Raw genomic sequence first — 25,064 nt, 5'->3', positions numbered from 1 at the left:
CCGAAGGTTTTGCGCGATTTCGATGACGATCAATACTGTGCGAGACGGCCACTCGGTGTGCTCTGAGCTGTGCGGATACCGACAAGGTAACGATTGACGAAAGAATGATGACTTCGGCTCACGGTGAGTCAGAGTTGCGCGTCGAAACACTTTTCCAATGTTCGCGTGCGGATACGCCAGCCGTCATCGGTCAGTCGCCAGGTGTCGGAATACCAGAGCCCCAACAGATACGTCGACTTGTCCGGTGTCTGCATCGGATTCAGACACAGTGACCGGGTTTCCGCGGAGTCGCCGTCGATCCGGATGTCGTGATTGCCGACGAGATGGCAGTACGCGGAGAACGCCGGGAGCACCTGCGCGAGCCATGCTTTCACCTCGGCGAGGTCGCCGGTGATGCCGCCCATCACGCTGTAGTCGACGACGGCGTCGGTGGTGAACACCTGATCGAGGTCGTCGAACCTGCCGGAGTCGACGGCCGTCGAGTAGTCGGTCAGCACCTGTTGGATCTCGAGCCGGGCGGAGATCTCCTCGATGGTCAGCATGTCTACTGATTACCAGGATGTCTGCCGCATCGTTAGTGTTGTCGGTATGGCAGTGAGCCGCCCGACCGACAAGTCCGGAGAGGTGCAGCGCGCACCCCGGGCCCGGATGACCGGCGCCCAGCGTCGGTTGCAGCTGATCGAGGTCGCACGCGGGCTCTTCGCCGAGCGGGGTTTCGAGGGCACCTCGATCGAGGAGATCGCCCAGCGTGCCGGGGTGTCCAAGCCGATCGTCTACGAGCATTTCGGCGGCAAGGAGGGCCTGTATGCGGTCGTGGTCGATCGCGAGATGGAGACCCTCTTGGAGATGGTCACCTCATCGCTGACCAAGAACCGGTCGCTGTACCGCATCCAGCAGGTCGCCCTCGCGTTGTTGACGTACATGGAGGAGCGCACCGACGGATTCCGCATCCTCGTGCGCGGCGACCGCACCAACACAAGCGAACCCGGCACGTATTCGAGTCTGCTGAACGACGCCATCAGTCAGGTCGAGCACATTCTTGCGAGCGATTTCGAGCGCCGCGGCTTCGATCCCACGCTGGCTCCGCTCTATGCGCAGGCCCTGGTCGGGATGGTCTCGGTGACCGCGCAATGGTGGCTCGACGTCCGCGAGCCGTCCAAGGAGGTCGTCGCCGCGCACCTGGTGAACCTCTGCTGGAACGGTCTCACCCGGCTCGATCCCCGACCGGAACTCGTCGGCCCGGACTACGTGGAGCCACGCGACCGAACCGTTGTGGATGAGGATGTGACCGGGGCGAGCGAAGCGACGGGGGAGTAGCTCGGGCCCTCGGCGTCCGGTCTGGCCGGGATCGCCGACTGGACGCGACTCGATCATGTTGTTGATCAACGGATCTCGTAGGGCACCGCACCGGCAGATCCGGAGTGCATCAGTTCAGTACCAGGCTTCGCTTGGCCAACCCCATCCAGAATCCGTCGATGACTTGATCGGGGCGTTGCTCGACATCGTCGCTGGCGCCGAGCGCGACGAACAGGGGGGAGAAATGTTCGATCGTCGGGTGTGCGTACGGCATGCCCGGTGCCCGATTCCGGAAGTCGATCAACGACTCGACATCGCCTGCGGCGAACCGCTCGTGCGCCCAGGCGTCGAACTCCTTCGACCACCCCGGCGGGGTGGCGTCGGCCCGAGGGTCGGTCAAGTAGGGCAAGCCGTGCGTGGTGAACCCGGACCCGATGATGAGCACGCCCTCGTCGCGGAGCGGGGCGAGGCGTCGACCGAGTTCGAGCAAGCGCTCGGGGTCGAGTGTCGGCAGGGAGATCTGGAGCACCGGGATGTCGGCATCGGGGTACATGACGGTGAGCGGCACGTACGCGCCGTGATCGAGGCGACGCCGGTGATCGTGGGCGATCGGCTCGCCGTCGGGCATCATCGACGCGACCCGGTCGGCGAGATCGCCGGCACCCGGCGACCAGTAGGTCGTCTGGTAGAAGCGGTCCGGGAACCCCCAGAAATCGTAGGTGAGGGGTGCGGTGGGGTCGGTCGACCCGATCGTCAGGGGCGCCGCCTCCCAGTGTGCGGACACCACGAGGATCGCTGACGGCCGGTCCAGCCGGCCGGCGAGCCCGGTGAGCTGCCCCACCCATCGCTCGCTGTCGACCAGCGGCGGTGCGCCGTGGCTCAGAAACAACGCAGGCTGACGATGAATGGGCTCTGACATGCTCATATCCTAGCTAACAGGACCGTGGTCCGGTTGATTCCGGGAGTGGGTGGGCAGATGCTCGCCGGCGACGCCGATCCGGCATCATCGAGCCCATGGTCACCATCCGTCCCGCGGCTCCGGCGGACTGTGCAGCCGTCGCCGACATCTACCGACATTACGTCGAGCACACTGTCGCCACCTTCGACTACGAGGCACCCGCCGTCGCGACATGGGAGGCCAAACTCGCCGCGGTCGTCGCTGCCGGGCGTCCGTTCCTGGTGGTCGAGGAGCAGGGCGTGGTCCTCGGGTTCGCCTACCTCGGATCGTTCCGCGACAAGAAGGCCTACGAGCGCACCACCGAGGACACCATCTATCTCCACCCGGACGCGGGCGGTCGCGGTCTCGGGTCGGCGCTGCTCGGCGCGCTGATCGACGCCGCCGACCCCGCCAACGTCCGGCAGATCGTCGCCGTGATCTCCGCGACGGGCGGCGACGCATCGATCGCCCTGCACGCCAGACACGGTTTCGTCGAGGTCGGCCGCACCCCGGAGGTCGGATACAAATTCGACCAGTGGATCGACTGCGTCTACATGCAACGACCGCTCGACCGACCTGTCGCCTGACGGCACTAGAATCGCTGGAGTGTCGTCAACCCCCGCCCTGCACGGGCTCGCCGCGGTCACATGCGCAGACAAGACAATCGCGGAACTGGTCGGTCGGCGGGGTCAGGATCGACTCGACATCACGGCGCCCGACGCCGCCCGCCCATTCGTCGTCGCATGTCTCGCCGCAGCCGGCGACGCCGGTTCGGCGCCGCTGCTCGTCGTCTCCGCCAACGGGCGGGAAGCCGACGACCTGACCGCCGAGCTCGCCGAACTCCTCGACGACGCTGACGCCGTCGCCCAGTTCCCGTCGTGGGAGACGCTGCCCCACGAGCGGCTGTCGCCCAGTGCGGACACCGTCGGTCAGCGACTCGCGGTGCTGCATCGCCTCGCCCACCCGGGGGAGGGCTCCCCACTGCGGGTCGTGGTCACGACGGTCCGCTCCCTGGTCCAGCCGATGGCGCCCGGCCTGGGTGGGGTGCGCACCATCACCCTGCGCGAGGGCCTCGAGCTCGACTTCGAGGTCCTGCTGACCGATCTGGTCGAGATGGCCTACGAGCGGGTCGACATGGTCGGCCGTCGCGGCGAGTTCGCGGTGCGCGGCGGCATTCTCGACGTCTTCCCGACGACGGCCGAGTTCCCGGTCCGCGTCGAATTCTGGGGCGACGAGATCTCCGAGATGCGTGCCTTCTCGGTGGCCGACCAACGCAGCCAGCCCGAGATCGACGCGTCGACGGTCCGCATCCATCCCGGCCGCGAGCTGATCCTGACCCCGGAGGTGCGGGCACGCGCCGCCGATCTCGCCGCCGAGCGCGCCGACGAACAGGTTCTCGTCGAGATGCTGACGAAACTGGCCGAGGGCATGCCCGTGGAGGGCATGGAAGCGCTGATCCCGATGCTCGTCGACGGCCAGATGCAGATCCTCACCGAGGTCCTGCCAGCGGGCACCGGCGTGCTGTTGCTCGACCCGGAGAAGGTCCGTACCCGAGCGGCCGACCTCGCGCAGACCGGCGCGGAGTTCCTCGAGGCCTCGTGGACCGCCGCCGCGATGGGCGCCGATGCGCCGGTCGACGGTCGCGGCAACAACGGCACCGGTATCGACCTGCAGGCGAGTGCCTATCGGTCGTTGGACGAGGTGGAGAAGACCACGCTCACATCGGGACGTTCGTGGTGGACGATCAGTCCACTGGCCACCGGCGACGACGACGAGCTCGCGCTCGATCTCAGCGCCGGTCCCGCGCCGCGGGGCAACGAGGACGAGATCGCGACGACCTTCGCCGGCCTTCGCGCCCACGTCACGACCGGCGGATCGGCGGCGATCGTGGTGGCCGGCAAGGGCACCGCGCAACGCGTCGGCGAACGCCTCGCCGAGGCCGAGGTACCCGCCGAGATCGTCGAGCCGGGCGCGCGGCCGCAGCCCGGCCAGGTCTCGGTCTACCACGGCACCCTGCGCGCCGGCGTGGTGTGCCCGGACGCGCGTCTGGTCATCGTCACCGAGACCGATCTGACGGGCAACCGCGTCGCCGGGGTGAAAGACGGCCGGCGACTACCCGCCAAGCGCCGCAACCAGGTTGATCCGCTCGCGCTGACCGCCGGCGACCTGGTGGTGCACGATCAGCACGGCATCGGCAAGTTCGTCGAGATGATCGAGCGCACGGTCTCCGGGGCTCGTCGCGAGTACCTCGTCCTCGAGTACGCGGCCGGCAAGCGGGGCCAGCCGGGTGATCGTCTGTTCGTTCCGATGGACGCGCTCGACCAGTTGTCGCGCTATGTGGGCGGCGAGCAACCGTCGCTGTCGAAACTTGGTGGGTCCGACTGGCAGAACACCAAACGCAAAGCGCGCAAGGCGGTTCGGGAGATCGCGGGCGAGCTGGTCCAGCTCTACGCCGCACGCCACGCGGCCCCCGGCTACGCGTTCAGCCCGGACACGCCGTGGCAGCGCGAGATGGAGGACGCGTTCGACTTCACCGAGACGATCGATCAGATGACCGTGATCGGCGAGGTGAAATCCGACATGGAACGCGCGGTCCCGATGGACCGGGTGATCGTCGGCGACGTGGGGTACGGCAAGACCGAGATCGCGGTCCGCGCCGCGTTCAAGGCCGTGCAGGACGGCAAGCAGGTCGCGGTCCTGGTGCCGACGACCATTCTGGCGCAACAGCATCTGCAGACGTTCACCGAACGCATGACCGGCTTTCCGGTCAAGGTACGCGGGTTGTCGCGGTTCACCGATCCGAAGGACTCCAAGGAGATCATCGGCGAGATGGCCGGCGGCGGCGTCGACATCGTGATCGGTACGCATCGGCTCCTGCAGAGCGGGGTGACCTGGAAAGACCTCGGTCTGGTCATCGTCGACGAGGAGCAGAGGTTCGGCGTCGAGCACAAGGAGCACATCAAGGCACTGCGGACCCACGTCGACGTACTCACCATGTCGGCCACGCCGATCCCGCGGACCCTGGAGATGTCGATGGCCGGCATCCGGGAGATGTCGACGATCCTCACGCCGCCCGAGGAACGCCACCCCGTCCTCACCTATGTGGGTGCCTACGCGGGCAAGCAGGTCGCGGCGGCGATCCGGCGCGAGTTGCTGCGCGACGGTCAGGTGTTCTACGTGCACAACCGGGTGTCGAGCATCGACAAGGCCGCGCGCGACATCGCGAACATGGTGCCCGAGGCCCGGGTCGTGGTCGCGCACGGACAGATGGGCGAGGACCAACTCGAGCGGACAGTCGCGGGATTCTGGAACCGCGAGTACGACGTACTGGTCTGCACCACCATCATCGAGACCGGCCTCGACATCTCCAACGCCAACACCCTCATCGTCGACCGCGCGGAGAACTTCGGTCTCTCCCAGCTGCATCAGCTGCGCGGCCGGGTCGGACGAAGTCGTGAGCGCGGCTACGCCTACCTGCTGTACAGCCCCGACCGCCCGCTGACCGAGACGGCCTACGACCGCCTCGCCACGATCGCGCAGAACAACGAGCTCGGCGCGGGGATGGCGGTCGCGCTCAAGGACCTCGAACTGCGCGGCGCGGGAAATGTGTTGGGCGCCGAACAGTCCGGCCACGTCGCGGGCGTCGGCTTCGACCTGTACGTCCGCCTGGTCGGTGAGGCCGTCGAGGCGTACCGGGCGGCGGCCGACGGCAACCCGGTGACGTCGTCGGAGCCGGCCGAGGTGCGCATCGACCTCCCGGTCGACGCCCACATCCCGGTCGAGTACGTCGACTCGGACCGTCTGCGCCTCGAGGCCTACCGCAAGCTCGCGTCGGCGACCGACGACGAGGCCGTCGACGGTGTGCTCGCCGAGCTCACCGACCGCTACGGTGAGCCGCCGGAGGAGACGCGACGGCTCGCAGCCATCGCGCGGCTCCGTCTGCGTTGTCGGGAGCGGGGAGTCACCGAGTTGGGCCTGGCCGGTACGAGCGTGAAGATCTCGCCGATGACGTTGCTCGACAGTGAGCAGGTGCGCCTCAAGCGGCTGTATCCGGCCGCCGCATATCGCGCCACGACGTCGGTGATCACACTGCCGATCCCGCGGACGGGTGGCGTCGGATCGGCGCGCCTGCGTGACGAGGAGGTCATCGACTACCTCAATGGCTTCCTCCTGGCACTGCGTCCACACGCCGATTGACCGCACGGCCCGACCCCGTCCTGGGTTACGGTCGTGACATCCGCAGCCCGAACCGGAGGACGCCTCGATGACCGTCGTGCTTCTCGATCCACTTCGCCCCGACGTGATCCCGTTGCGGGCGTTCCCGTTTCTCTCCGGGCCGGTGGTGATCACCGAGGACGTCCATCCGGCGACGCTGTGGGACCTGGGCCAGACGTCGGCGAGCTGGGCCGAGGTCGACGACCCGGCGTCCACGCTCCTGACCGGCGACCGCTCGCACCCGTTCGTGCGGGCGCGGATGGAGCGCGGCGAGCAGGTCATCTCCGCTCGGCGGGTGCCCGGCGATGCGCTGCTGGAGGCGGTGGCGCTGATGGACACGCTGCGCCGCAACGGGCCGTGGGAGAGCACACAGACGCACGCGTCATTGCGGCGCTACCTGCTCGAGGAGTGCTACGAGCTGCTCGACGCCATCGACGACGACGATCCCGATCTGTTGCGCGAGGAACTCGGAGACCTGTTGTTGCAGGTGCTGTTCCACGCACGCATCGCCGCCGACGACGCCGACGGCTCCTTCGACATCGACGATGTGGCACGCAGCTTCACCGCCAAGGTGACCGGACGTACACCGGGGGTCCTGTCGGGTGCGCACGCCGATCTCGAAACACAGATCCGGGAATGGGAGGAGCGCAAGGCCGCGGAGAAGAACCGCGGATCGGTACTCGACGGTGTCGCGACGACGGCCCCTGCGCTCGCATTGACCCAGAAGGTGCTCGAGCGGCTGTCCGCCGCCGGCTACCCGCTCGACACTATCGACCCGGCGATCACCGCCGTGGCGGTCGAGCCCGGCGGGGACAGTATCGAAGAGATTGCCCGACAACGGGTCCGGGCGTTCATGGCCGCGGTCCGCGACGTCGAGAAACGTGCTGCGGCCACCGACGGGACGGTGCCGAGCACACGGGACGCCTGGCTCGCCGCGATGGGCAACGTCGGCGGCTGAGGTCGGGGGGCGAGGTCGGGGGCCGGCTCAGCCGAAGAGTCCCTGACCCCACCACTCGCCGGGTCCCAGCCCCGGCGGAATCGCGAACACCGACGACCCGTTCGGGATGAGGTACTCGGTCATCGCGTCCTGCCGGGAGAGGACCTGCTGCATGGGGACGAACTGCTTGCCGGTGTCGCGGTTGAACGCGATGAAGAACAGTCCGGCGTCGAGATGTCCGAAGCCGTCCGAACCATCGGTGAAATTGTAGCCGCGTCGCAGGATCTGCACGCCGCCGAGGTTGTCCGGATGTGCGAGTCGGACATGGGCGGTACGCGGGATCATCGGAGCGCCGTACGAGGTGACGTTGAAGTCGGGGGTGTCGAACTCGCCCTGTTGACCCAACGGTGCACCGGAACCCTTGAACCGGCCGATGATCTGCTCCTGTTCCAGCAGATTGGCCCGATCCCACGGTTCGATGTCCATCCGGATCCGGCGAGCCACGAGATAGGTTCCGCCGGTCATCCACTGTGCGGCCGGCGGGTTGTCCTGCTGGTCGATCCAGACCCATCGGTTCAGCAGATCGGTCTGTTCGGCCCGCAGGTTCGCGGTCCCGTCCTTGAATCCGAACATGTTTCGCGGGGTTTCCTGGGACTGCGTGGTGGCCGACGTCCGGCCGAATCCGAGTTGCGACCACCGGACCGCGACGACACCGAGTCCCATCCGGGCCAGGTTGCGGATGGCATGCACGGCGACCTGTGGATCGTCGGCGCAGGCTTGCACACAGATGTCGCCGAAGGAGCGGGACGACTCGATCTTCTCCGCCGCGAACGCCGGGAGGTCCACCAGCGCAGCCGGTTTGCGGTCGGCGATGCCGAACCGGTCCGGACGGTCCGGATCGGATGAGCTCGGGCCGAACAATCCTGGGCCGAACCCGATGGTCAAGGTCAGATTGGCGGCACCCAGACCGAGTGCCTCACCGGTGTCCGCGGGCGGCGTGTAGTCACCGAGACCGACAGCACCATCGGGTGCGGTCTCCTCGCCGCGGGTCATGCGCTCGGCGGCCGTCGTCCACGCCTTGAGCAGGGCGACCAGCTCGTCCCGCGACCGGGTGATGACGTCGAAGCTGGCGAAATGCAGGCGGTCCTGTGCGGCGGTGATGATGCCGGCCTGGTGGTCGCCGCGGAAAACGACGACCTGCGAACCCGCTGTGTCCTCGGCGGCCGTCGCACGACCGATGGCGACGCCGCCCGCGGCCGCGGCTACCACCCCGACGCCGGCCCCGCCCAGCAGGGCGCGACGCGAGAAGCGTTGGCGCCCGGTGGGTTCGTCCGGCGGCGGGGTGGTCTCGGACATCTATCCCAGCACCAGTCCCGGCACCTGCGACAGTGATGCCGACAGGGCGTCGATCTTGTTGGACAGTTCCTTGCGCTGCGCCTCGGTGACCTGGGTGTAGGTGACGTACCCGTCGCCATCGCGGTACTGGTTGATGGCGGTGCGGACGTCGGCGAACTGGGCGGTGATCTTGTCCATCAGCGCCGGGTCCTTGGCCGAGATCATCGGTTGCATCTCCGCGATCAGGGTTTCGGCGCCGTCGACGTTGGCGGCGAAGTCCCACAGGTCGGTGTGGGAGTAGCGGTCTTCCTCGCCGCCGACCTTGGTGGCGGCGATCTCGTCGATCAGCGCCTGGGGTCCCTGCACGAATTGGCTTGTCTCGAAGGTGAAGTCGGGTTTGTCGACCTCGGTCTTGAGTTTGTTCACATTGGCCAGCAGATCGTTGGCGGCCTGCTTGATGGCGGCCTCGTTGTCCTGCGCCTTGGCGTTGGCGGCGTCGGCGGGTGCGATCTGGCCGGGTGCCTCGCCGACCTCGGCGGGCTGCGGCGGCCACAAACCGCGTTCCACGCGGTGGAAACCGGTGAACGGCTGCTGACCGTCCTCGGTGTCATCCCAGCGCATGTCGACTGCGGGGTCGAGGTCGGGGAACGATTCGGCGACCGGTTCGATGCGCTCGTAGAAGGTGCGTACCTGGCCGAACATGGCGCGCGCCTGGTCGAGTTCGCCGGCGTTGACGTGGTCGACGAAGATCTGGGTCTGCGCGGCCAGCCCGTTGACCTGGCCACGCACATAGTCGAGGTAGCGGGCCTTGGCGGCGTTGACGTCGGCCGGGACCTCTTCCTTGGCCTTCTTCTCGCCGGTGACGGTGATCTCCTTGCGGATACCGGTGCCGACCATGCCCGGCTTGCACGCGACCGTGTACGTGCCGGGGTCGGTGACATCCACGGTCAGGTTGCCCGAGAGGCCGGGACCGATGTTCTCGACCTCGCCGAGGACGCGATTGTTGTTGCCGTACACGTAGAACTCGGTGACCTTGGAGCCGTTGTTGGTCACCGCGAAGTTCACGTTGCCGGTCTGCGCCTCGCTGGAGGCGAGGTCACACGCATCGTTGGTCGAGGTCACGGCGATCGCATCATCGGTGCCCTCCTTGGATGTGCAGCCGGCCAGCAGCAGCGGCGCGGCCACACCCAGCGACAGCAACGCGATCGGCGTGGTGATTCTCGGATTCACCCTGTCATTCCTTTCAGGTACCGGCGTCAGTGGCTGCCGGGGCTTGCGATGGCGAACCGCTGGTCGGTGGGGCTGCCCGACGCGGCCGGTTCGCACGGAGGAAGAAGAACAGCACGATCACCACGTACAGGCACCACGCGACCACCTGGAGCACTGTCGGGTCCGGGCGCACGTTGAAGATGCCCGCCAACACCGTGCCGTACCAGGACGACTGGTCGTAGTGCTCGGAGATGTCGAAGGCCAGGGAGTTCGACCCGGGCAGCCAGCCGACGGTCTGCAGGGCGCGGACACCGTAGGACAAGATGCCCGCGGCGACGAAGATCAGGAAGATCCCCGTGTAGAGGAAGAACTTGTGGAAGTCGAGTCGCACCGCACCGCGATAGAGCAACACCGTCACGATCACCGCGACCAGGATGCCCAGCACCAGTCCGAGCAGCGGCCATAGTCCACCGGAGACACTCTCGGCGTAGCCGACCATCAACAATGCGGTCTCGAAACCCTCCCGGCCGACCGCCAGGAACGACAACGTGAGCACCGACGCACCGCCGGCCACGAGCGCCTCCGACATCCCGCTCTTGAGGTCCGAGGAGATGTGCACGGCGGCCTTGCTCATCCACAGCACCATGAACGTGACGATCGCCACAGCGACCAGCGACGCCAGACCCGCGATCAACTCGGCGGTCAGCGTGGTCACCGTCGACGTACCCAGGTGGATGATCAAGAAGATCCCGACCACCATCACCAGGGCCGCGGCCACGCCGGTCCAAATCCATTTCAGGGCGTCCCGGCGATCCGACTTCACCACGAAGGCCACCAGGATCATCACCACGATGCCCGTTTCGAGGCCTTCGCGAAGTCCGATCAGTCCGCTGCCGAACATCTGCGCGAAAATCGAGGGCGCGCCGCCCGCAGCCAAATACTCCATCGGAACTCTCTATGACCGCATCACGCCGTGATGCAGGTTTGGTGAGGCTAACCAGGTGACAGTAGCCCCCGGGGTCCGGGAACCGAAAGTCGTATCGCAAAGTTGTCATGGAGAACGGGACAAAGGTCCCAAGGACGGCATGTGGAGGGTGGATGAGGGTGAGGCATGGAGCCGGCAGGCGATTGCTGCTGACTCCGGTGATCATCGGGGCGACGGCGTTGGTCGCCTCGGCCTGCTTGGATCTGCCGTCGATGAACCGGCCCGACATCCCTGATGGCATCCCGCCGGGTGCCGGCGCGCCCACCCCGTACATCGACATCAACGCCCCGGGGCGGACCGCCGAGCTGATGCGCGAGTGGGCGGGTCCCATCGCCGACTCGACGGGTATCCCGCTGATCGCACTCGAGGCGTACGGCAACGCAGCGGAGATCCAGCGCCAGCAGCACCCGGAATGCGGTCTCGCCTGGACGACGTTGGCCGGCGTCGCGGCCGTCGAGAGCAAACACGGCACGCATCACGGCACCGACATCGCGGCGAACGGGGACACCTCGCCGCCGATCCGCGGTGTGGCGCTGGACGGGACCAAGGGCAACATGCAGATCCACGACACCGACGGTGGCCGGATGGACGGTGACGCCACCCATGACCGGGCGATGGGCCCCTTCCAGTTCATCCCCGAGACCTGGAACCGATACGGCGTCGACGCCAACGGCGACGGCAAGGCCGACCCGGACAACATCGACGACGCCGCGCTGTCGGCGGCCCGCTACCTCTGTGTGTCCTCCGGTGGTGACATGACGACTCCGGAGGGCTGGGAGAACGCGGTGAAGGTCTACAACAACTCGACCCAGTACGTCCTCGACGTCCGTGACCGGGCCAACGCCTACTCGATCAACGTCCGGTACTGACCTCATCCGCGACGGCCCGATGTCTGTCGGCTCGACCAGTCCGTCCCTTGCCACGTGTACCCCGCGGCCACCGATTAGGCTTTCACCCGTACCTGTCGGCGTCGCGATGGCGTCGACCCCGTCGACCATAAAGGGGCACAGCTGTGGCAATGATCGAGCAGGTCGGTGCACGCGAGATTCTCGATTCGCGCGGCAATCCGACCGTCGAGGTCGAAGTGGTTCTCGACGACGGCACCTTCACCCGCGCCGCGGTTCCCTCCGGTGCCTCGACCGGTGAGCACGAGGCCGTCGAGTTGCGCGACGGTGGTGAGCGTTACCTCGGGAAAGGCGTGACCAAGGCCGTCGAAGGCGTCCTCGGCGAACTCGCCCCGGCGGTCATCGGTCTCGAGGCCGAGGATCAGCGCCTCGTGGATCAGGCGCTGTTGGACTGCGACGGCACCCCCGACAAGGGGCGGATCGGTGCGAACGCGATCCTCGGTGTGTCGCTGGCGGTGGCCAAGGGTGCCGCGGAGTCGGCGGGTCTACCGCTGTTCCGTTACCTCGGCGGACCGAACGCGCACATCCTGCCGGTGCCGATGATGAACATCATCAACGGTGGTGAGCATGCCGACAACGGGATCGATTTCCAGGAGTTCATGATCGCGCCCGTCGGTGCGCCGACGTTCAAGGAGGCCGTGCGGTGTGGTGCCGAGGTGTATCACGCACTGAAGTCGGTGCTGCACAAGCAGGGCATGAACACCGCACTCGGTGATGAGGGCGGCTTCGCCCCCGACCTGCCGCACACCGAGGCCGCGCTCGCGGCGATCGGCGAGGCTGTCGAGAAGGCCGGCTACAAGTTCGGCCAGGACGTCGTTGTGGCACTGGACGCCGCCGCGACGGAGTTCTTCTCCAACGACGTCTACAACTTGGAGAAGAAGGACCGCTCGTCGGCCGACATGATCGCCTTCTTCGAGAAGCTGGTCACCGACTACCCGATCGTCTCCATCGAGGACGGTCTGGCCGAGGACGACTGGGCCGGCTGGGCCGCGTTGACCGAGGCGATCGGCGACAAGGTGCAGCTCGTCGGCGACGACCTCTTCGTCACCAATCCCGAACGCCTCGAACGGGGCATCTCCGAGGGTGTCGCCAACGCCCTGTTGGTGAAGGTGAACCAGATCGGATCGCTCACCGAGACGCTCGACGCGGTCGCGCTGGCACACAACAACAGCTACAAGACGATGATGAGCCACCGGTCAGGTGAGACCGAGGACACCACCATCGCCGACCTGGCCGTTGCGTGCAGTTGCGGACAGATCAAGACCGGCGCGCCCGCCCGAAGCGAGCGTGTCGCCAAGTACAACCAGCTCCTGCGGATCGAAGAGGGTCTCGGCGACGCGGCACGGTATGCGGGGGACCTCGCGTTCCCACGTTTCTCGTTCGGTTCGTGATTAGCTGGACCCCATGACATCAGGCAGGCGGCGTCATCGGGCTCGGGCGGACCGTCGTGGCGGTGCCGCGCGCGGTTACGACCGTGCCGGCGCCACACGCGGTCACGCCCGGCCCCGATCGCCGGGCGTGAGTCCGGGGCCGACGCGCTCGGCACGCATGTCGGTGACCGAGACCGGTGAACAGGAACTGTTCGACGCCGAGTTGGACCCGACGGAGCCGGACGTCGCGGAGGTGGAGCCGACGTCGTCGAGCGCTGCGCGGATCAGGCGTCAGCGCACGCGACGCCGGCTCGATCGCGCGTCGCTGGCGGCGCGTTGGGAAGGGCTCGACGCCAAACGCGCGATCGTGCTCGCACTCGTCGTCAGCGTGGTCGCGTTGACCCTGGCGATGCCCGTGCGGACCTACTTCTCGCAGCGTGCCGAGTTCGACCAGCTCCGGGCGAGCAACGATCGGCTGCGCACCGAGGTCACCGACTATCAGCAGAAGGTGAACGAACAGGGCGACCCGGCCTACATCGAGGCGAAAGCGCGTGAGCGACTGCAGTTCGTCCGGCCGGGGGAGAAGGCATTGGTGATGATGTTCCCCGGCGACGACGCGCGGGCGGCCGCACAGAAGCAGGCGGAGCAGCGTGCACGCAATCCGTGGTATGGCAACCTGTGGGAGTCGGTGTCGACCCCACCCGGCACCAAGTGAGCATTTCGGCGACGGACCTGGCCACGATCACCACGCAGCTCGGTCGGGAACCGCGCGGCGTGATCGAGGTCAGCTACCGAACACCCGACGGTGCGCCCGCGGTCATCAAGACGACTCCGCGGCTGCCCGACGGTACGCCGTTCCCGACGCTCTACTACCTCACCGACCCGCGACTCACCGCGGAGGCCAGTCGCCAGGAGTCGGCGGGCGTGATGAAGGAGATGACCGCGAGGCTCTCCACTGACTCGGATCTCGCGGCGGCCTATCGCCGCGCCCACGAGTCCTATCTGGCCGAACGCGATGCCATCGAGTCCCTGGGCACCGACTTCACCGGCGGCGGCATGCCCGACCGGGTGAAGTGCCTGCACGTGTTGATCGCCCATTCGCTCGCGAAGGGGCCCGGCGTCAATCCACTCGGCGACGAGGCCGTCGCCCTCGCCGCCGTCGGACATCTCCGCGGCACCGCGATCCCGTCCGACTGGCCTCGGCTCGCCGACGGAGATGACACGTGAGCGCACCGGTCGTCGGTGCCGTGGACTGCGGCACCAACTCGATCCGTCTGCTCATCGCACGTGCCGACTCGTCCCTGCCCGCTGATCGAGTGGCCGAGTCGTCCCTGCCCGCTGACGGTGTGGCCGACTCGTTCCTGCCCGCTGATCGAGTGGCCGACTCGTTCCTGCCCGTTGATCGAGTGGCCGACTCGTTCCTGCCCGTTGATCGAGTAGCCGACGAGCGTAGCGAGGAGGCGTATCGAGATCACCCACCCGCCCCACTCGTCGACATCCACCGCGAGATGCGGGTCGTCCGGCTCGGGGAGGGTGTCGACGCCACCGGCCGGTTCGCCCCCGCGGCCATCGAGCGCACGCGAAAAGCATTGGCGGACTACGTCGACATCATGGTCGCGGCCGGCGTGGAACGCGTCCGGATGGTGGCGACGTCGGCGACCCGGGATGCCGCCAACCGCGACGAGTTCTTCGCCATGACCGCGGAACTCCTCGGCCGCGTGGTCCCCGGCGCCTCCGCCGAGGTGATCACCGGCGACGAGGAGGCCCGTCTGTCGTTCCAGGGTGCGGTCGGTGAACTCGATCCTGCGAGTGGGCCGTTCGTGGTCACGGATCTCGGGGGTGGGTCGACCGAGGTGGTGGTCGGCGACGCGGATGGCGTCCGCGCGGCCTACTCGGCCGACATCGGATGCGTCCGGCTGACCGAGCGATGCCTGCCGTCGGACCCTCCCACCGACGACGAGGTGACCGCTGCCAGCGAATTCGCCCGTGCCCGACTCGATCCCGCGTTCGCCGCGGTCCCCGTCGAAGGGGCCCGCACGTGGGTGGGCGTCGCCGGGACGATGACGACCCTGGCCGCGCTGGGTGCGGGGCTGAGCGAGTACGACCCCGAGATCATCCATCTGTCTCGCATCTCGCTGGACGACCTCGGTGTGGTGTGCCGCCGACTCGTCGCGATGACCCGCGCCGACCGTGCCGCGCTCGGTCCCATGCACCCCGGCCGAGTCGACGTCATCGGCGGTGGGTCATTGGTGACGATGGAGCTGGCGCGGGTGCTGTCGCGACGAGCGGGGATCACCGAACTCGTGGTGAGCGAGCACGACATCCTCGACGGGATCGCGATGGGGTTGCTGGACTGAGGAATCCGACGATTCAGTTCGCGGCCGGAACCCGAGGCGACAGATTGTTGCAGGCTTCACAGACCGTCTCCGGGATGACGCCGTGCCGTTGCAGGAACCCGAAGGCGGTGCAGCCCAGGCAGAGGCCGAACACGAACTCCAGGGTGGCGGCGATGATCAGCCCGCCGATGACGATCTGCGCGGCCAACCCGAGGCCGAGTAGGGACAGCACCAGGGCGGTGCCACTGAAGACGAGCCCGATGGTCTGGGCGAACCGCTTGGGCGGGCCCGGTACGAGTTTCGTCTTGCGCCAGATCTTCGGCACGATCACCCGGACCGAGAGCTGTCCGAACGGGGAGTACCGCGGGCCGGCCATGACCCGCAGCAGGAAGCCGAGCGCGAGCAGCGCGTAGAGCAGCGGGTTGTTCACCGCGACGGTGACGATGGCGAGGACGATGACGAGTCCAGCGGTCGATCGAGCGGCGTAGTCGTTGACCGGATTGGGGAACGTCAACGCCGAGGGCAGCGAACGGGCCACGAAACAACCTCCTGGGGGATGACAACCCCACAGTAGACATGGAGGCGATTGTCGCCAACCGTTGAGCTCACGCTGGGTCGAATTCGAAGTTCGCGATCGCCGCCAGTACGTCATCGCCGTACCGCTCGAGTTTGGCGTCGCCCACCCCGGAAACGGTGCGCAGGTCGGCGGAGGTCGACGGACGCCGGGCAGCGAGTTCGCGCAGCGTCGCGTCGGTGAACACCACATAGGGCGGCTTACCCTGGCGGGATGCCTCGGCTTTCCGCCACGCCCGAAGGTGCTCGAACATGCCGCGGTCGGCCTCGGGCAGGTCGGCGGCACGGCTCGCGGTCCTGGTGCGGCCACCCGCGGGCCGGACCGGGTCGGTGCGCAGCATGACCTCGGCATCGCCGCGCAGCACCGGCCCGCTCTTCTCGGTGAGGACCAGCACGCCGTAATCACCTTGCGGCGCAATGATTCCGGACGCCATCAGCTGTCGGACAACCGAGTTCCACCCACCACGGTCCAACTCTTTTCCGATCCCATACGTGGTGAGTTGCCGGTGGCCCGACGAGCGGATCTTCTCGGTGTCCGCGCCACGCAGTATGTCGATGAGGTGCCCGGCGCCGAACGACTGCCGGTACTCGCGCTGGAGTCGCACGATCGTCGACAACAGCTTCTGCGCCGCGATCGTGCCGTCCCAGGTGACCGGTGGATTCAGGCAGGTGTCGCAATTGCCGCAGGGCTGCGCGTCCTGGCCGAAATAGCGGAGCATCTGCTCTCGTCGGCACGTCACGGTCTCGCACAGGGCGAGCATGGCGTCGAGGTGCTGATGCTGGGCCCGCTTGTGGGCGAGGTCACCGTCGGACTGATCGATGAACCGTCGCTGCTGGGTCGCATCTTTGAGCCCGTAGGTCATCCAGGCCACCGACGGCAGGCCGTCACGTCCCGCTCGCCCCGTCTCCTGGTAGTAGCCCTCGACGCTCTTGGGCATGTCGATGTGCGCGACGAAACGCACGTCCGGCTTGTCGATGCCCATACCGAAGGCGATGGTGGCGACGACGACGACACCGTCGGCGCGGAGGAAGCGTTCCAGGGTGCGGTGTCGGACGTGACGGTCGAGGCCGGCGTGATAAGGCATCGCGTCGATTCCCTGGGACACCAGGAACTCCGCCGTCCTCTCCACTGTCGCACGACTGAGCGCGTACACGATGCCCGTCGCCGGGACACCGTCGACGACCCCTTCGGCACGGATGAACTCGAGGAGCTGTCGGCGCTCGTCGGACTTGGTGACGATGCGGTAGGTGATATTGGGCCGGTCGAAGTTCGCGACGAAGTGCCGGGCGTTGCCGAGGTGCAGGCGTTCGGTGATCTCGGCGTGGGTGCGCTTCGTGGCGGTCGCGGTCAATGCGATCCGAGGCACGTCCGGCCACAATTCGGCCAGTTCGCCGAGCGCGAGGTAATCGGGGCGGAAGTCGTGCCCCCACTGCGATACGCAATGTGCCTCATCGATCGCGAACAGCGCGATCGTGCCTTGTTGCAACAGATGTCGTGTGCCCGAGGTGTTCAACCGCTCCGGCGCGACATAGAGGAGGTCGAGCGTCCCCGCCTTGTATGCGGCTTCCACCTCGGCGCGTTCGTCGGCAGACTGGGTGGAATTGAGGTAGGCGGCGCGCACCCCGTTGTCCCGCAGCGCCGCCACCTGATCGGCCATCAGCGCGATGAGTGGCGACACCACGACCCCGCACCCGTCGCGAACGAGGGCGGGCACCTGGTAACAGAGGCTCTTTCCGCCACCGGTGGGCATCAGGACGACGGCGTCGCCACCGGCGCAGACCTGGTCGATGATCGCGGCCTGGTCACGCCGGAACTCGGAGTACCCGAAAACTCGCCGGAGCACCTCGAGAGGCGTTCCGGCGAGTTGTTCCTCGGAGAGTTGGGATCCGTCGATCACCGCGCGAGTCTATCCGTCGTATTCGGACTCGATCTCGGCCTCGACCTCCGGGCTGACCGGCACGCTGGGCTGTGGGATGTCCTCGACGTCACGTTCCGAGTCCCGGGCATCCGGCGTGACGGCTGCGCCGACTTCTGCCGTGTCCTCGACCTCTACCTCGTCGGTGGTGGCGGTTGGTGCCGGCGCGGAGAGTGCTTCCGCACCGGCCGTGATCGAGGGCTCCGCCTCGGACTCCGGATCGGCGAGTTCCGCGTCGAGGATGCCGCGCTGCTCGTCCATGCGGGCCTTGCGGGCCGCGTCGCGCATCTCGAATCCGTCGGTGAACAGGTCACCGACCTCTCGCGCGACGTCGGCCACGGCCGTGGTGATGATGGTGGCGATCCGACCCACGTGGGTGGCCGTCGACTCCACCACTTCCTGGACCAGGTCCTTGTTGCGTTCGATGCGGTCGACCATGGTGCTCATTGTGCCATCGGCGCCACGACCCCGGGGGTCACGCAGCCGCCGACTTCGAACGCTCCACGGTGACCACCAGGTCATCGTCGTCGCGGGTCATGAAATTCGGCAACGAGAGCTTGGCGATCTTCTTCCACGTCGAGCCGAGCTGGTGACTGAACGATCCGGTGTTGTACGGCAGGCCGTACCGCTCGCAGATCTCGCGCACCTCGCCGGACATCTCCGGGTACCGGCTGGCCGGCAGATCGGGGAACAGGTGGTGTTCGATCTGGTGCGACAGGTTGCCGCTCATGATGTGGAACAGCGGGCTGCCGGTGATGTTGGCCGAACCGAGCATCTGGCGGAGGTACCATTGTCCGCGGGTCTCGTTCTCGCACTCCTCCGAGGTGAAGGTCTGTGCGCCGCTGGGGAAGTGGCCGCAGAAGATGATCGAGTACGTCCAGACGTTGCGGACCAGGTTGGCGGTGGCGTTACCCACCAGCGTCGGGACGAACAGCGGTCCGGTCAGCGCCGGGAACACCACATAGTCCTTGAGTACCTGGCGACCGGCCTTGCGCCACATGCCCTTCACGAGTCCCTTGACGTCGTACCATTTGCGCTTGCCCGCGACGATGTTCTCCACCTCGAGGTCGTGCAGCATGACGCCCCACTCGAAGAGCAGCATCAGGCCCGTCGCATACGCCAGGTTGCCGAGGTAGTAGGGGTTCCATTTCTGATCGCGCGCCATCCGCAGGATGCCGTAACCGATGTCGCGGTCCTCGCCGAGGATGTTGGTGAAGGTGTGGTGCATGTAGTTGTGGCTGTGTCGCCACTGGTCGGCGGGACACACGGTGTCCCACTCGAACTCGCGGGAGTTGTAGGTGTCCTCGCGCATCCAGTCGTACTGGCCGTGCATCACATTGTGGCCGATCTCCATGTTGTCGAGGATCTTCGACACGGAGAGTGCGCCCACCGCGGCGATCCAGGCCGGTGGGAAGAACCCGAGGTACATCAGGCCGCGGCCCGCGATCTCGAAGCCGCGCTGCGCCCGGATGACCGAGTACAGGTACTCGCGGTCCTTCTCGCCCAGGTCGGCGACGACGCGTGCGCGCAGCTCGTCGAGGTCGCGGCCGAGTGCCTCGACCTGCTCATAGCTCAACGTGATGTGCTTGGGGTCGCGGACGTCGGTGATCAGATCGTCGAACTCGCGGTCGGAAGTGACTGCGGTCGGGACGATTTCGGTGGAGTTGCTGGTGATGGTCATGTGCTCATACCTCGATTTCCACATCGCCGACAGGCGCGTTGATACAGAGCTGGATCTGCGTGTCGGCTTCGGTGTCGGTTTCTCCGGTCAGCACGTTGCGCGTGCAGCCGGATTTCTTGATGGCGGTGCAGGAGAAGCAGATCCCCATCCGGCAGCCGGATTCCGGGCTGAGCCCGGCGGACTCCGCCTGGTCGAGGATGGTGCGACCGTCGTTGGTCGCCGATCGGCCGGAACGCAGGAATGTCAGTTCGCCGTCGACCGGGGCGTCTGGATCGACGGCGATCGGTGCGGCGAGGGTGAACGCCTCGCTGTGCAGAGGCTGGGTCAGTCCGCTGGTGTCGTAGAACTCGTCGACGGCGTTCATCAGCGCCGGCGGGCCGCAGACGAACAGGTGTGCGTCGTCGAAGCGGGGGATGTCGGCGAGATGGGCCGCGGTGAAGTGCTCGGCATCGTCCCCGCGGGTGTAATGCAGTCGAAGATCGAACGCCGGGGTGGCGCCCGCGAGTGCGGTCAGTTCTGCCCGGTACGCGACATCGGCCGGGGTACGTGCGTAGTGCACGAAGGTGATCGGTCCCGGGTAACCTTCGGTGACGAGTGTGCGCACCATCGAGAGTACGGGTGTAATCCCACTGCCGCCGCTGATGAAGACCGCCGAGCGGGGCCGATCGTCGGGCAGGGTGAACTCGCCCGCGGCCTGGCTCAGACCGACCACCATCCCCGCGTGGGCGTGCTCACGCAGGTGGCTGGAGACGAACCCGTCGTCGTGCGCGGTGATGGTGAGTTCGAGCGCGCCGGAAGGGGTGTTCGCCGCATTCGCGGGCGAGAAGCAGCGGACGTGACGTACGCCGTTGATAACAGTGCTGAGCTGCACATACTGTCCCGCGGAGTGGCCCTGCCACTGCCGGGTGGGCTGCAATGTCAGGCGCACGGTTCGACTGGTCGGGTGATCGACCGCGACGACCTTGGCGCGCAGATCGCGCCAGGTCATCATCGGGTCGACGAGTTCGAGATAACGGTCGACCGGGTGAGGGGAGAGGGCGGCCTCGACGATGGATCCGACGAGGTCGGGAATTCGGATGCTCATGGGCTGGGCTCCGTTCGGGTGTCAATGTTCAGTGAACATCTGTACACAAACAAGTGTGACACAGGTGCGGGTCGGCCCGTCAAGCGGAAAAGGTTGTGAGGGCAGTCACCTGAGGGGTGCGATGTGGCGAGGCGTGACCGATCTCCATCCGCCCGCGACCTACACTCGGAACGTGACCAGGTCCCGACACACCGCTCGTCCGCGCTCATCGCGCGCCGACGGCGATTCGGAGACCCGGGCGGAGCGCAAGAACCGGACCCGTCAGGCGTTGCTCGACGCGACCATGGAATTGGTGGCCGATCGGAGCTTTGCCAGCATCAGCCTGCGTGAGGTGGCTCGCGGCGCGGGCATCGTGCCCACCGCCTTCTATCGTCACTTCGCCTCGATGGAGGATCTCGGCGTCACCTTGGTGGAGGATTCGATGCGGGTGCTGCGGCGCACCCTGCGGGAGGGGCGGCGTGATCTGGCGGCGCGTCAGGCGCTGCCCACGGCCCAGAGCTCCCTGGCGATCCTGCTGAGCCACGTCCACGACAACGAGTCCCAGTTCCGATTCCTCATCCGCGAACAGCACGGCGGGATAGCCGAGATCCGACGCGCCATCGACACCGAGCTGCGACTGTTCTCCAAAGAGCTCGCGATCGACCTGTCGCGACTGCCCGATCTCGCGGCGTGGCTGCCGGAAGATCTCGAGATCGCGGCCGAGCTCATCGTGACGATCATGCTCACCGCGGTCGCCGATCTCCTGGACAACGATCATCGTGGCCGTGGGGCTGAGCGCGAGATCGTCGAACGCACCGAACGTCAGCTGGTGATGGTCTTCCTCGGGATGGGCCGGTGGCGAGCGCGATCGGACTGACCGGTCCGCAAGCAAGGTGTCGATTCTCCCCACCTAAAGATACAAATCCGCATCGTCGCTGGTAGCCGACGCGGAACCGTCCTATCCTCCTGTTACGGAAGTGACTCAGGAGATGCAAGTGACTCGTGTGAAATTGGCTGTCGGGATGACCGCGTTGGCCGTCGTGTGCTCGGTCGTGTTCGGCACGGCATCCGCCACAGCTGCATCGCCACCCTGGTGGCCGACGCAGTTACCGCCCCTTCCGCCGCAGGTCGCACGGCTTTTCGAGCCGCCGGTCCCGATCGAGAAGAAGCTGACGAAGAGTTTCGCGACACTCCAGAAGTCGATGCGGAAGTCGTTGCCGGGCCAGGTGGGGCTCGCGATCGTGCCGATCGGCTCCGATCAGGCGATGAGTATGGGCACTCTCAAGACCGGTCGGGCGTGGTCCACGCTGAAGGTGCCGGTCTCGCTCGCGGCGCAGCGCAAGAACGGGCCCGCGGTCGCGATGAAGGAGGACAAGGCGATCAAGTTCTCCGACAACGACGCGGCCGGCGACCTGTGGGGGTCGTTGGGCGGCGGCCGCAGTTCGGTCGACGCGGTCACCGAGGTGTTGCGTGAAGGACACGACGCCCGGACACAGGTCACCTCCGAAGCCGACGACCCGCCGTCCTACCCCGGTTACACGCCGTGGGCCCTCGCCGACCAGGCGCGCTTCGGCGCGCATCTCCCGTGCCTGCCCGGAAGTGAGCACGTGATCCGCTTGATGAGTTCGGTTGCGGCGAATCAGCAATGGGGCGTTGCGAAGACCGGCCGCAGCCAGGGTGCGGTGACTGCCGTCAAGGGCGGCTGGGGTCCCGCGACGTCGAAGTCGGCCGGGTACCTGGTGCGCCAGCTGGGTGTCATCACCACCACGCGTGGTCAGGTCGCGGTGTCGATGGCGGCGGTGCCGCGGAGCGGCTCGTTCTCCGATGGCACCAAGATGCTCAATCGGATGGGGGACTGGTTGGGACGCAACCTCGTTCAGCTGCCCATGGGAAGGTGCTGATCGCACCCCGATCGACATCACACCTGGTCGTCGTCGACCTTCGCGTGGCGGCCGGTCGAGGTGATGGTCGGGGGCGGCTCCACCGGTTCGATCTGTGCGGCACGACGGTCGCGGACGCGTGGTCGCGCGGGTGTGGGCTCCGGCTCGACCGTTGTGTGCCCGACCGCGGTCTGCGCAGGGTGACCTGCCGGCCGGGCCAGCGCGGCGGCGATGACGGTGGTCAGCGGAACCGACAGTGCGATGGCGATGCCACCGACGAAGGACCGTGCGAGCTCCACGGCCACCGCGTCGGTCGTGATGAGTGAACCGAAAGGCTGCTGGGCCACCGAGAAGAGCAACAGCAACGGCAACGCGCTGCCCGCGTAGGCGAACACGAGGGTGTACACGGTGCTGGCGATATGGTCACGGCCGACGCGCATCGCCGCGCGGAACGTCGCCAACCGGGTCGGCTCGCCCGCTGCCGCCAGTTCGAACGCCGCCGACGCCTGGGTGATGGTGACGTCGTTGAGGACGCCGAGCGTGCCGATGATGAAGCCGGCGAGCAGCAGTCCGCTGATGGAGATGGTTCCTTGGTAGACCTGCAGATTGGTGGTCTGATCGCCGGAGAGTCCGGTCAGATGCATCGTGTCGATCGCGAGCCAGCTCAACACCCCGGCCAGCACCAACGACACGAGGGTGCCCAGTAGCGCCGAACTGGTGCGCAGGCTGACACCGTGCGCGAGATAGAGCACGACGAACAGGATCGCGGCCGACGACACCACCGCCACGGCGACGGGTGACTCGCCGTCGAGGATGGCGGGCAGGGTGAACACGCCCAGCACGAGGAACGCGAACGCCAGGCCGATGATCGAGCGGAGACCGCGCCACGCGGCCACGAGGACCACGGCACCGACGAACAGCAGCGCCCAGATCAAGGTCGGGACTGTCCGCTGGAAGTCGAAGAACGTGTACCGGGTGTTGCCGTCGGGTCCCGGGACCATGCTGAGCTTGATCCGGTCGCCGACATGCAGGGTCGGCTGGCCGGCCTGCGGCTCGTCGAGCGACCCCTGCGGGGGCGGCGCGGCGCCGGGCTCCGTGCCCGACTGGGCCCGGTTGGTCGGCACCTCCAGCAGTGTGTGTCGGCCACTGTCGTCGCCGCTGTCGAGTTGCACAGTGCTCTGGATGCACGGTGCCTGCGCTCCGACGCCCTCGATCTGGAAGACGGCATCGTCCTGGACGGTGCCCGCCAACGGATTCAGACAATCCGCACGCTCCTGGTCGACCACATGACCGTCGACGGTGCGGATGGAACCGCCGTCGGCGGAGCGGAACTGCATCGGGATGGCGTGGTCGCTGCCCGATGGCCACAGAGCCACCGCGCCGACGACCACCCCGAGACCGATGACGGTCAGGCTGACGATCACAACCCATCTGGCGAACGGCGACAACACCGCCGGGATCTCGGCGAGGCTGTGGGAATGTCCGTGCCCGTGTCCTGGATGGCTCACGACGACACCCTATGTGCTCGCCGGGGCGTTCACCATGTCGGCAATCACCGCCCCGCGCGTGTCGGACGATCTATCCTCGGTGCAGCGGGCCTCACGGACGAGAGGGAACGCGATGATCACCTACATCACGGTGTGCGGTACCGGTGAGCACGCCCGAGTGCCCGGCAACATGTTGAATCAGGTGGCCGCACGACTGGGCGGGCAGGTCGATCATCACGACCTCGACTACCCGGCGTCGATCGCCTGCTTCAACCCGTATGGCGACATATCCGGTGTGTCAGAGGCCGAATCGCGACGTCGAGGCGTCGCGAATCTGGCCGCGGCGATACGTGCGACCCCACACCTCGTGGTCCTGTCCGGTTACAGTCTCGGCGCTCTCGTGGTCTCCGACTTTCTGGTGGCCAAGGCGCGCGGGGCGTTCGCGGACTGCATGGTGGTCGCCGTCGTCAACGTGGCCGACCCGGGACGTCGAGCCGGATACTCCTACGGCTTACCTTCGTTCGGTTTCGGTCTGGACGGTCAGCATGCGCCGTGGCCACCGGGGATCGATGTCTACCAGATCGCCAACCCGGTCGACGGCATCACGTCGGCGCCCGCCGATTCCCCGTTGCGGGTTGTCGCGGACAAGATCCGGTCCTTTTCGATCACTCAGCAGGGGGCGGTCGAATGGTTCGACGACATGATCGCCCAGCTGAACGGTCAACAGGCGACCCAGATCCAGGCCAACTGGTGGAGGCCGGAGTTCTGGCAGGCCTACGCCGAAGCGCCGGGTTGGCTCCGCGGGTATCTGTTCGACGGACAGCACACCATCGCGTACGGACGGCCGTCCTGGTTCTCCGAATCCGGCCACCGCGTCAACGGCATACAACTCGCCGCAGGCGCGGTGGCCCACTACGCGTGATGCCGCAGGATCGCTCG

The 25,064-nt window shown here is 67.0% G+C and carries 23 protein-coding genes; 12 read left to right on the top strand and 11 right to left on the bottom strand.

The window, feature by feature from the left end:
* Positions 1–128: 128 nt before the first annotated feature.
* The gene (locus tag D7316_RS08330) at positions 129–542 is read right to left on the bottom strand and encodes a nuclear transport factor 2 family protein (RefSeq protein WP_124707870.1); all 414 of its coding nucleotides are present in this window, start codon (positions 540–542) and stop codon (positions 129–131) included.
* A gap of 46 nt (positions 543–588) precedes the next feature.
* Here D7316_RS08330 and D7316_RS08325 point away from each other — a divergent pair, with 46 nt between their 5' ends.
* Positions 589–1,317 (top strand): TetR/AcrR family transcriptional regulator, encoded by a 729-nt coding sequence (locus tag D7316_RS08325; protein WP_124707869.1) that lies wholly within the window; start codon positions 589–591, stop codon positions 1,315–1,317.
* 109 nt (positions 1,318–1,426) lie between these two features.
* Here the strand turns inward: D7316_RS08325 and D7316_RS08320 are convergent, their stop codons facing one another.
* Positions 1,427–2,221: a dioxygenase family protein gene (locus D7316_RS08320; protein ID WP_124707868.1), complete on the bottom strand. Its 795-nt coding sequence runs from the start codon at positions 2,219–2,221 to the stop codon at positions 1,427–1,429.
* Positions 2,222–2,310: 89 nt separating this feature from the next.
* Between D7316_RS08320 and D7316_RS08315 the strand changes: the two genes are divergently transcribed.
* The 3 genes from D7316_RS08315 (at position 2,311) to D7316_RS08305 (ending at position 7,406) form a co-directional block, all read left to right on the top strand.
* Positions 2,311–2,820 carry a GNAT family N-acetyltransferase gene (locus D7316_RS08315; RefSeq protein WP_124707867.1) on the top strand — a complete coding sequence of 170 codons (510 nt, stop codon included), beginning with the start codon at positions 2,311–2,313 and terminating at the stop codon, positions 2,818–2,820.
* Positions 2,821–2,839: 19 nt separating this feature from the next.
* Complete coding sequence (gene mfd / locus D7316_RS08310) at positions 2,840–6,430, top strand: transcription-repair coupling factor (RefSeq protein WP_124707866.1); 3,591 nt, start codon at positions 2,840–2,842, stop codon at positions 6,428–6,430.
* A 67-nt stretch (positions 6,431–6,497) separates the two neighbouring features.
* Positions 6,498–7,406 (top strand): MazG family protein, encoded by a 909-nt coding sequence (locus D7316_RS08305; RefSeq protein WP_124707865.1) that lies wholly within the window; start codon positions 6,498–6,500, stop codon positions 7,404–7,406.
* 27 nt (positions 7,407–7,433) lie between these two features.
* On the opposite strand, the gene efeB is transcribed toward D7316_RS08305, so the two are convergent.
* From efeB to efeU, 3 genes are read right to left on the bottom strand one after another with little or no spacing between them, the layout of a single operon-like run.
* Positions 7,434–8,741: an iron uptake transporter deferrochelatase/peroxidase subunit gene (gene efeB, locus D7316_RS08300; RefSeq protein WP_124707864.1), complete on the bottom strand. Its 1,308-nt coding sequence runs from the start codon at positions 8,739–8,741 to the stop codon at positions 7,434–7,436.
* Positions 8,742–9,950: an iron uptake system protein EfeO gene (efeO, locus tag D7316_RS08295; protein ID WP_124707863.1), complete on the bottom strand. Its 1,209-nt coding sequence runs from the start codon at positions 9,948–9,950 to the stop codon at positions 8,742–8,744. It abuts the gene before it with no gap.
* 13 nt (positions 9,951–9,963) lie between these two features.
* Positions 9,964–10,875 (bottom strand): iron uptake transporter permease EfeU, encoded by a 912-nt coding sequence (efeU, locus tag D7316_RS08290; RefSeq protein WP_124707862.1) that lies wholly within the window; start codon positions 10,873–10,875, stop codon positions 9,964–9,966.
* 152 nt (positions 10,876–11,027) lie between these two features.
* Between efeU and D7316_RS08285 the strand changes: the two genes are divergently transcribed.
* The 5 genes from D7316_RS08285 (at position 11,028) to D7316_RS08265 (ending at position 15,546) form a co-directional block, all read left to right on the top strand.
* Entirely contained in the window at positions 11,028–11,783 is a 756-nt protein-coding gene (locus D7316_RS08285; protein ID WP_124707861.1) for a lytic transglycosylase domain-containing protein, read from the top strand.
* A gap of 143 nt (positions 11,784–11,926) precedes the next feature.
* Complete coding sequence (gene eno / locus D7316_RS08280; protein ID WP_124707860.1) at positions 11,927–13,210, top strand: phosphopyruvate hydratase; 1,284 nt, start codon at positions 11,927–11,929, stop codon at positions 13,208–13,210.
* 157 nt (positions 13,211–13,367) lie between these two features.
* Entirely contained in the window at positions 13,368–13,904 is a 537-nt protein-coding gene (locus tag D7316_RS08275; protein ID WP_124707859.1) for a septum formation initiator family protein, read from the top strand.
* A complete protein-coding gene (locus D7316_RS08270) occupies positions 13,901–14,416 on the top strand; it encodes a DUF501 domain-containing protein (protein ID WP_124707858.1) in 516 nt (171 codons plus the stop codon). The genes D7316_RS08275 and D7316_RS08270 overlap by 4 nt, the downstream gene beginning before the upstream one ends.
* Complete coding sequence (locus tag D7316_RS08265; protein WP_269462492.1) at positions 14,413–15,546, top strand: Ppx/GppA phosphatase family protein; 1,134 nt, start codon at positions 14,413–14,415, stop codon at positions 15,544–15,546. The genes D7316_RS08270 and D7316_RS08265 overlap by 4 nt, the downstream gene beginning before the upstream one ends.
* Before the next feature lie 13 nt (positions 15,547–15,559).
* On the opposite strand, the gene D7316_RS08260 is transcribed toward D7316_RS08265, so the two are convergent.
* The 5 genes from D7316_RS08260 to D7316_RS08240 form a co-directional block, all read right to left on the bottom strand.
* The gene (locus D7316_RS08260; protein ID WP_232016822.1) at positions 15,560–16,063 is read right to left on the bottom strand and encodes a DUF4395 domain-containing protein; all 504 of its coding nucleotides are present in this window, start codon (positions 16,061–16,063) and stop codon (positions 15,560–15,562) included.
* Between the two features lie 67 nt (positions 16,064–16,130).
* Positions 16,131–17,996, bottom strand: coding sequence for a DNA helicase RecQ (gene recQ / locus D7316_RS08255; RefSeq protein WP_232016821.1), 1,866 nt, complete (start codon positions 17,994–17,996; stop codon positions 16,131–16,133).
* Between the two features lie 9 nt (positions 17,997–18,005).
* Positions 18,006–18,452, bottom strand: a complete 447-nt coding sequence (locus tag D7316_RS27400; protein ID WP_232016820.1) for a hypothetical protein — start codon at positions 18,450–18,452, stop codon at positions 18,006–18,008.
* Positions 18,453–18,489: 37 nt separating this feature from the next.
* Entirely contained in the window at positions 18,490–19,695 is a 1,206-nt protein-coding gene (locus D7316_RS08245; RefSeq protein WP_124707856.1) for a fatty acid desaturase family protein, read from the bottom strand.
* Between the two features lie 4 nt (positions 19,696–19,699).
* A complete protein-coding gene (locus tag D7316_RS08240; protein ID WP_124707855.1) occupies positions 19,700–20,779 on the bottom strand; it encodes a ferredoxin reductase in 1,080 nt (359 codons plus the stop codon).
* Between the two features lie 121 nt (positions 20,780–20,900).
* Between D7316_RS08240 and D7316_RS08235 the strand changes: the two genes are divergently transcribed.
* Together D7316_RS08235 and D7316_RS08230 are read left to right on the top strand one after the other, a co-directional pair.
* Complete coding sequence (locus D7316_RS08235) at positions 20,901–21,635, top strand: TetR family transcriptional regulator (RefSeq protein ID WP_197718201.1); 735 nt, start codon at positions 20,901–20,903, stop codon at positions 21,633–21,635.
* A gap of 145 nt (positions 21,636–21,780) precedes the next feature.
* Positions 21,781–22,659: a hypothetical protein gene (locus D7316_RS08230; RefSeq protein WP_124711198.1), complete on the top strand. Its 879-nt coding sequence runs from the start codon at positions 21,781–21,783 to the stop codon at positions 22,657–22,659.
* 17 nt (positions 22,660–22,676) lie between these two features.
* On the opposite strand, the gene D7316_RS08225 is transcribed toward D7316_RS08230, so the two are convergent.
* Entirely contained in the window at positions 22,677–24,146 is a 1,470-nt protein-coding gene (locus tag D7316_RS08225) for a YibE/F family protein (RefSeq protein WP_124707853.1), read from the bottom strand.
* A 112-nt stretch (positions 24,147–24,258) separates the two neighbouring features.
* On the opposite strand from D7316_RS08225, the gene D7316_RS08220 reads away from it, so the two are divergent.
* Positions 24,259–25,047, top strand: coding sequence for an alpha/beta hydrolase family protein (locus D7316_RS08220; protein ID WP_164473753.1), 789 nt, complete (start codon positions 24,259–24,261; stop codon positions 25,045–25,047).
* Positions 25,048–25,064 lie beyond the last annotated feature (17 nt).

This window comes from Gordonia insulae (genome assembly GCF_003855095.1).
GTDB lineage: Bacteria > Actinomycetota > Actinomycetes > Mycobacteriales > Mycobacteriaceae > Gordonia > Gordonia insulae.
This window is presented reverse-complemented; position numbering and strand designations above follow the sequence as displayed.

Coding starts and splice junctions, on each gene's coding strand:
- D7316_RS08330 (WP_124707870.1), bottom strand. CDS start 542: ATGCTGACCATCGAGGAGATCTCCGCCCGGCTCGAGATCCAACAGGTG.
- D7316_RS08325 (WP_124707869.1), top strand. CDS start 589: ATGGCAGTGAGCCGCCCGACCGACAAGTCCGGAGAGGTGCAGCGCGCA.
- D7316_RS08320 (WP_124707868.1), bottom strand. CDS start 2,221: ATGAGCATGTCAGAGCCCATTCATCGTCAGCCTGCGTTGTTTCTGAGC.
- D7316_RS08315 (WP_124707867.1), top strand. CDS start 2,311: ATGGTCACCATCCGTCCCGCGGCTCCGGCGGACTGTGCAGCCGTCGCC.
- D7316_RS08305 (WP_124707865.1), top strand. CDS start 6,498: ATGACCGTCGTGCTTCTCGATCCACTTCGCCCCGACGTGATCCCGTTG.
- efeB (WP_124707864.1), bottom strand. CDS start 8,741: ATGTCCGAGACCACCCCGCCGCCGGACGAACCCACCGGGCGCCAACGC.
- efeU (WP_124707862.1), bottom strand. CDS start 10,875: ATGGAGTATTTGGCTGCGGGCGGCGCGCCCTCGATTTTCGCGCAGATG.
- D7316_RS08285 (WP_124707861.1), top strand. CDS start 11,028: ATGAGGGTGAGGCATGGAGCCGGCAGGCGATTGCTGCTGACTCCGGTG.
- D7316_RS08275 (WP_124707859.1), top strand. CDS start 13,368: ATGTCGGTGACCGAGACCGGTGAACAGGAACTGTTCGACGCCGAGTTG.
- D7316_RS27400 (WP_232016820.1), bottom strand. CDS start 18,452: ATGGTCGACCGCATCGAACGCAACAAGGACCTGGTCCAGGAAGTGGTG.
- D7316_RS08245 (WP_124707856.1), bottom strand. CDS start 19,695: ATGACCATCACCAGCAACTCCACCGAAATCGTCCCGACCGCAGTCACT.
- D7316_RS08240 (WP_124707855.1), bottom strand. CDS start 20,779: ATGAGCATCCGAATTCCCGACCTCGTCGGATCCATCGTCGAGGCCGCC.
- D7316_RS08235 (WP_197718201.1), top strand. CDS start 20,901: ATGTGGCGAGGCGTGACCGATCTCCATCCGCCCGCGACCTACACTCGG.
- D7316_RS08230 (WP_124711198.1), top strand. CDS start 21,781: ATGACCGCGTTGGCCGTCGTGTGCTCGGTCGTGTTCGGCACGGCATCC.
- D7316_RS08220 (WP_164473753.1), top strand. CDS start 24,259: ATGATCACCTACATCACGGTGTGCGGTACCGGTGAGCACGCCCGAGTG.